General features: G+C 65.8%; 6 protein-coding genes. All 6 read right to left on the bottom strand.

The features are described 5' to 3' along the window. On the bottom strand, positions 1-1454 hold a 1454-nt coding region (locus AC1D2K_RS25745; RefSeq protein WP_478092066.1), incomplete at its 3' end, for a M20 family peptidase. 20 nt (positions 1455-1474) lie between these two features. Then, positions 1475-3580 (bottom strand): 3-hydroxyacyl-CoA dehydrogenase NAD-binding domain-containing protein, encoded by a 2106-nt coding sequence (locus AC1D2K_RS25740; RefSeq protein ID WP_478092065.1) that lies wholly within the window; start codon positions 3578-3580, stop codon positions 1475-1477. 180 nt (positions 3581-3760) lie between these two features. After that, entirely contained in the window at positions 3761-4456 is a 696-nt protein-coding gene (locus tag AC1D2K_RS25735; RefSeq protein ID WP_478092063.1) for an ABC transporter ATP-binding protein, read from the bottom strand. A gap of 1 nt (position 4457) precedes the next feature. Continuing rightward, the gene (locus tag AC1D2K_RS25730) at positions 4458-5228 is read right to left on the bottom strand and encodes an ABC transporter ATP-binding protein (RefSeq protein ID WP_478092062.1); all 771 of its coding nucleotides are present in this window, start codon (positions 5226-5228) and stop codon (positions 4458-4460) included. 82 nt (positions 5229-5310) lie between these two features. Further along, the gene (locus AC1D2K_RS25725) at positions 5311-6624 is read right to left on the bottom strand and encodes a branched-chain amino acid ABC transporter permease (protein ID WP_478092060.1); all 1314 of its coding nucleotides are present in this window, start codon (positions 6622-6624) and stop codon (positions 5311-5313) included. Position 6625: 1 nt separating this feature from the next. Beyond that, a partial coding sequence (locus tag AC1D2K_RS25720; protein ID WP_478092058.1) for an ABC transporter permease subunit occupies positions 6626-7343 on the bottom strand: 718 nt, incomplete at its 5' end.

Here is a 7343-nt window from a genome sequence, read left to right as displayed (position 1 = left end):
GTGTTGCGCAGCAGCTGCTGATAGAACTGGATCATCTCGCCGTAGTTCGAGATCGACAGGCGCTCGTTGGTGCCGTGGAAGCGCGGCAGGTCTTCGGCCTTTGCGCGGAACGGCGAGAAGCGATAGACCGAATCGCTCACCAGGCTGAAATGGCGCGAATCGGTGGCTGCGGTCATGAGGCCGGGCGCCACCACGGCATCCGGGAAGCTCTGCCGAACCGCCTGTTCGATCGAGCGGTAGCCGGTGCTGTCGGTCGGCGACACCGGTGAAGGTTCCGAGTTGCCCGGGTAGCGCTTGACCTGGATCGCGTCGTCGCCGAGTGCGCTCTTCAAGTGCTTCTCGACGCTGTCGATGCTGTCGCCCGGCAGGATGCGGAAGTTGACCGCCGCCTCGGCCCGGCCCGGCAGCACGTTGTCCTTGTTGCCGGCCCGTACGATCGTCAGCGCGGTGGTGGTGCGCAGCATGGCGTTGCTGCTCGGGCTCTTTTCGAGCTGGCCCTTCACCAGCGGCGCGGTCAGCCACAGGTTGGTCAGCGCCACACGGTTGAAGCCGCTCATCTCGGGCGCCAGCGTTTCGAACATCTGCCCCGCCACGCCCTTGATGCCGCCCGGCATCTGGGTCGCCTCGAGCCGGGCCAGTGCCGCGCTCATGCGGCCGATGGCGCTGTGCTGCGGCGGCATCGACGAGTGGCCGGGCGCGGTATCCAGGCTCAGGAAGAAGGTGCCATAGCCCTTTTCGGCCAGGCCGATCAGCGCCGCCGGCTTCGACAGGCCGGGCAGCACGCCATCGAGCACCAGCAGCCCTTCGTCGAGCACCCAGTCCAGGCGCACGCCGCGCGACTTGAGCAGTTCGGCGATCGGCAGCGCGCCGCGCAGGCCGCTGACCTCCTCGTCATCGCCCATCACCAGGTAGATGGTCTGCGTCGGCTTGAATCCCTGCGAGATCAGCAGTTCGATGGCTTCCATCTGCGCGAACAGATTGCCCTTGTTGTCGAGCGTGCCGCGACCCCAGACGAAGCCGTCCTGGATGGCACCGCTGAAGGGATCGACCGACCAGGCTTTCTCGGTGCCCGGCGCGATCGGGACCATGTCCTGGTGCGCCATCAGCGCAATCGGCTTGGCCGTGGGGTCGGAGCCGACCCAGGTATAGAGCAAGGCCTTGTCGCCCACCACTTCCTTCTTGAGGGTGGCGTGGACCTTGGGGAACTGCTCGGCCAGGTAGGCATGCAGCTTGTCGAACTCGGCCGCGTTGCCCGACGGGTCGTCGAGGCTGGACACCGTCCGGAACRCAATCGCGCCGGCCAGCCGCTTGGCGGCTGCCTGCACATCGACCGCCAGCTTGGGCGCCGGCGCCACGGCGAGTTGCCGCGACGGCGTGCGCCAGGTATTGACCGCCACAGCCGCCGCCAGTGCCACCAGCACCAGCAGCAGCGCCAGGAAGACGCGTTTCACCATAGGGCGGTCTCGTTCCTGCTTCAGCTGAAGCTCTTGCCTTCGGCCACCAGCTTCTGGATCAGCGGCGCCGGTTGCCAGAAGCTCGCGTCATCGCGCGGATTCTTCGCGAAGCGCTTCATGGCCTCGGCCACGTTGTAGAGGCCGACCTGCGACGCGTAGTGCATCGGGCCGCCGCGCCAGATCGGGAAGCCGTAGCCCGTGAGGTAGACCATGTCGATGTCGCCCGACTTGGAGGCAATGCCGTCCTCCAGGATGTGGGCGCCTTCGTTGACCAGCGCATACACCAGGCGCTGCACGATTTCCTCGTCGGAGATCTTGCGCGGCGTGATGCCCAGTTCCCTGCGATGGTCCTCGATCATCTTGTTGACCAGCTCCGACGGAATCGCGTCGCGCTTGCCGGCCTGGTAGTCGTACCACCCTGCCCCGGTCTTCTGGCCGAAGCGGCCCAGTTCGCACAGCTTGTCGGCCGTGCGGCTGTACTTCATGTCGGCGACTTCGGTCGCACGGCGCTTGCGGATCGCCCAGCCGATGTCGTTGCCGGCCAGGTCGCCCATGCGGAACGGGCCCATCGCGAAGCCGAACTTCTCGATCGCCTTGTCCACTTGCTGCGGCGTCGCGCCCTCGTCGAGCAGGAAGCCCGCCTGGCGCGAGTACTGCTCGATCATGCGGTTGCCGATGAAGCCGTCGCAGACGCCCGAGACCACCGCGGTCTTCTTGATCTTCTTGGCCGTCGACATCACGGTGGCGAGCACGTCCTTGGCGGTCTGCTTGCCGCGCACCACCTCGAGCAGCTTCATCACGTTGGCCGGACTGAAGAAGTGCATCCCGACCACGTCCTGCGGACGCTTAGTGAATGCAGCGATCTTGTCGACGTCCAGCGTGGAGGTGTTGGAAGCCAGGATCGCACCGGGCTTGGCGACGCGATCGAGTTCCTTGAAGACCGCCTCCTTGACGCCGAGTTCTTCGAACACGGCCTCGATGATCAGGTCGGCGTCCTTCAGCTCGTCATAGCTCAGCGTGGTGCTCAGGAGCGCCATGCGCTGCTCGTACTTGTCCTGCTTGAGCTTGCCCTTCTTGACCTGCGCCTCGTAGTTCTTCTTGATGGTCGCAACGCCGCGGTCGAGCGCCTCCTGMTTCATCTCGAGGATCTTGACCGGGATGCCCGCGTTCAGGAAGTTCATCGAGATGCCGCCACCCATGGTGCCGGCACCGATCACGCCGACCGCCTTGATGGCGCGCTGGGGCGTGTCGTCGGCGACGTCGGGAATGCGCGAAGCCGCGCGCTCGGCCATGAACAGGTGGCGCAGCGCCGCCGATTCGGGTGTGAACATCAGCGCGGTGAAGAGACGCCGCTCCTCGGCCATGCCGTCGGCGAACTTCATCTTGGTCGCGGCTTGGACCGCATCGACGCACTTGAGCGGCGCCGGGTAGTTCTTCGACATGCCGCCGACCATGTTCCTGGCGAACTGGAAGTAGGCGTCGCCCTGCGGATGCTTGCACGGCAGGTTGCGCACCAGCGGCAATGCATCGCCGGTCTTGCCGGCCACCGACTTGGCGAACTCCACCGCTTCGTCGAACACCGACTCGGGCGACGCCGCGAGCTTGTCGAACAGCTTCTGGCCCGGCAGCGAGGCGAGGATCTCGCTCTTCACGGCCTCGCCGCTGACGATCATGTTGAGCGCGGTCTCGACGCCCAGCACGCGCGGCAGGCGCTGCGTGCCGCCGGCGCCGGGCAGCAGGCCCAGCTTGACTTCGGGCAGCGCGATGCTGGTGCCGGGCGCCGCCACGCGATAGTGGCAGCCCAGGGCCAGTTCGAGGCCGCCGCCCATGCAGACGGAGTGGATCGCCGCCACGATCGGCTTGGTCGATGCCTCGAGCGCGAGGATGACGCTCAGCAGATTGGGCTCCTGCAGCGCCTTGGGCGTGCCGAACTCCTTGATGTCGGCGCCGCCGGAGAAGGCCTTGCCCGCGCCCGTGATGACGATCGACTTGACGGCCGGGTCGTCGATGGCCTTGGAGAGCCCGTCGGTGATGCCGATGCGCGTCGAGAAACCGAGGCCATTGACCGGGGGATTGGTCAGGGTGATCACGGCGACGTCGCCGAGCACTTTGTATTCAGCCGTCATGCTGCGTTCCTTTGGGATGGGAGAGGATCGAAAAATTCGGGTCCGAGGGCATGGCGCAAATCATGCGCCGCTGCCCCGTTCATAAAAAGCACGGACGTTCTTTTTTTATCGAATTCTAGGCGTTTCGAGCGACCGGGCAACCGGGCCAAGTCGCTGCCGGGACAAGGCAGCCTGAGGCGATCAGACCTCCAGCCACTCTTTCCGGGTAGAGGCATCCGCACGCAGGCTGTCGGGCGTGCCGTCGAACACGATGCTGCCATGGCCCATCACCAGCGCGCGATCGGAAATCTGCATCGCGATCGTCAGCTTCTGCTCGATCAGCAGCACCGAGATGCCCTTGTCCTTGAGCGTGCGCAGGTACTGCCCGACCAGCTCGACGATCTTCGGCGCCAGTCCCTCGGTCGGCTCGTCGATGATGATCAGGTCGGGGTCGCCCATCAGCGTGCGGCACAAGGTCAGCATCTGCTGCTCGCCGCCCGAGAGCACGCCGGCCTCGGTGTGCTGGCGTTCCTTGAGCCGCGGGAACATGCCGTACATGTCGTCGAACTGCCAGCGGCTGCCGCGGCCGTTGCCCTTCTGCCCCAGCAGCAGGTTCTGGTGCACCGTCAGCTTGGGGAAGATGTCGCGGTTCTCGGGCACGTAGCCTATGCCGAAATGCGCGATCTCGTAGGCCTTGCGGCGCAGGATGTCCTGTTCCTTCCAGCGCAGCGTGCCCTCGGCGTGCACCAGGCCCATGATGGCCTTGGCCGTGGTCGAGCGGCCCGAGCCGTTGCGGCCCAGCAGCGCGACGATCTCGCCGGGGCCGACGTCGAACGAAACACCATGCAACACATGGCTCTTGCCGTAATAGGCGTGGATGTCTTGTAGCTTCAACATTTCAGTGTCCTCCGCCCTGCGCATCGGCGACGGACGACCCCAGGTAGGCTTCCTGCACGCGCGCATTGGCGCGCACCGCCGCCGGCGTGTCAAAGGCGATCACCTCGCCGTAGACCACCACGGCGATCTTGTCGGCCAGGCCGAACACCACGCCCATGTCGTGCTCCACCGTGAGCAGGGTCTTGCCGACCGTGACCTGCTTGATCAGCGAGATGAAGTGCGAGGTCTCGGTCTTGCTCATGCCGGCCGTCGGCTCGTCGAGCAGGATCACGCCGGCGCCGCCGGCGATGGTGACGCCGATCTCCAGCGCACGCTGCTCGGCGTAGGTCAGGTTCACCGCGTGCACGTCGCGCTTGCGGTCCAGCCCGACCTGGTGGATCAGTTCCTCGGTGCGCTCGTTGGCGTCGTGGAGATTCGACAGGAAGCGCAGGAAGCTGTAGCGATAGCCCAGGCTCCACAGCACGCCGCAGCGCAGGTTCTCGAAGACGCTGAGCTTCGGGAAGATGTTGGTGATCTGGAAGCTGCGCGACAGGCCCAGCCGGTTGATCTCGAAGGGCTTCTTGCCGTCGATGCGCTGGCCGTTCAGCAGCACCTCGCCGCTGCTGGGCGCGAGCCGCCCGCTGATCAGGTTGAACAGCGTCGACTTGCCGGCGCCGTTCGGCCCGATGATCGCGATCCGCTCGCCGGCCTCGACCGCGAGATCGACGCCGCGGATGATCTCGGTCTTGCCGAAATTCTTGCGCAAGGCTTTGAGTTCGAGTGCGTGGGTCATAGGGCCCCCACGCTCGGCACTGCCGTGTCCTCGCTGCCCCCCAAGGGGGCGCGAGCTTGCTTGAAGCGGTTCTGCGCTGCGCTCATGCCGTCTCCCTCCGCTTGATCTCGGCCTCGATCTGCTCTTGCGCGGTACCCCACGCCCGCACGAAGCGCAGCCGCACGAACTCGAGCACGGCCAGGCCCGCGACCATGATCAGCGCCGCGCCGAACCAGCTGGCGACGCCCGAAGTGTCGAGCGAGACGCCCATGAACGGCAGGTTCGGCCCCAGGGCCGAGTTGAGCTGGATGTGATAGATCATCTCGATGAGCGCGGCGGCGCCGATCACCACCGGGACGATCGCCACCAGCAAGCCGCCGTAGAGCGGCCAGAATTGCTTGAACTTGCCGAACTTCGCCACCCGCAGGTTCATCATCACCAGGCTGGCGATGCCGCCCGGCGCGAACATCACCATGAAGACGAAGACCAGCCCGAAGTAGAGCTGCCAGGCCTTGGAGAGCTCCGACAGCAGCACCGCGGCGAACACCAGCAGCACCGCGCCGATGATCGGCCCGAAGAAGAAGATCGCCCCGCCCAGGAAGGTGAACAGCAGGTAGCTGCCCGAGCGCAGGGCGTTGAGGCTGTCGGCCGCATTGACGATCTCGAAGTTGATCGCCGCCAGGCCGCCGCCGATGCCGGCGAAGAAGCCGGCGACGATGAAGGCGAAGTAGCGCACCCGCTGCGTGTTGTAGCCGATGAACTCGACCCGCTCCGGGTTGTCGCGCACCGCGTTCAGCATGCGCCCGAGCGGCGTGCCCGTGAAGGCATACATCAGCGCGGTGCAGATGAAGCAGTACACCGCGATCAGGTAGTAGACCTGGATCTGGGGCCCGAAGCTGATGCCGAAGAAGGGCTTGCCGTAGACGCGGTCGGTCGTGATGCCGCCCTCGCCGCCGAAGAAGCCCGGGAACATCAGCGCCATCGAGGCCACCAGCTCGCCGATGCCGAGCGTGATCATCGCGAAGGTGGTGCCGGACTTCTTGGTCGTCACGAAGCCCAGCACGATCGCGAAGAACATGCCGGCCAGGCCGCCCACCAGCGGGATCAGCACCAGCGGGATCGGCCAGCCGCCCTTGCCCGCCAGGTTCATCGCGTGGATCGCGATGAAGGAGCCGAGCCCGACGTAGACCGCATGCCCGAAGCTCAGCATGCCGCCCTGCCCGAGCAGGATGTTGTAGCTCAGGCAGATGATGATGAGGTAGCCCATCTGCGAGAGCATCGTGAGCGCCAGGCTGGTCTTGAAGACCATCGGCGCGACGATCAGGACGATCGCGAACAGCGACCAGATGAAAAAGCGCCCGAGGTTCAGGGGCTTGAAGCGGTAGTACTGCGTGGTCATGCTTGGCGTTGCACTCATGTCAATCCTCCCGCGTGCCGAGCAGGCCCTTGGGCCTGAAGATCAGGATGAGCACAAGAAAGAGATAGGGAAGGATCGGCGCCACCTGCGAGATCGTGAGCTTGAGCAGCGGATAGCCGAAGGTGCCATCGTTCACCGCGACGYCGAGCGCCTGCAGGCCGGTGGCCATCGACTGGTCCATCGCCACCGCGAAGGTCTGGATGATGCCGATCAGCAGCGACGCCAGGAAGGCGCCCGCCAGCGAGCCCAGCCCGCCGACCACCACCACCACGAAGATGATCGAGCCCACCGAGGCCGCCATGGCCGGCTCGGTCACATAGGTGTTGCCGCCCACCACGCCGGCCAGGCCGGCCAGCGCGGCACCACCGCCGAACACCAGCATGAAGACCCGGGGCACGTTGTGGCCGAGCGCCTCGACCATCTCGGGATGCTTGAGCGCGGCCTGGATCACGAGGCCGATGCGCGTGCGCGTCAGCAGCAGCCACACCGACAGCAGCATCAGCAGCGCCACCAGCATGATGAAGGAGCGCGACTTCGGGAACTGGGTGCCGAACAGCGTGAAGAGCGGCCCCTGCAGTTGCGTCGGAAGGCCATAGGGCACCGTGGAGCGCCCCCAGACCAGCTGGACCAGCTCGAGGATCAGGAACGACAGGCCGAAGGTCACCAGCAGTTCGGGCACGTGGCCGAACTTGTGGACCCGCCTCAGGCTGTAGCGCCTG

This window comes from Variovorax sp. P1_H12_2, assembly GCF_056405335.1.
The sequence above is the reverse complement of the archived record's forward strand: the minus strand, read 5'-3'. Positions and strand labels throughout refer to the sequence as shown.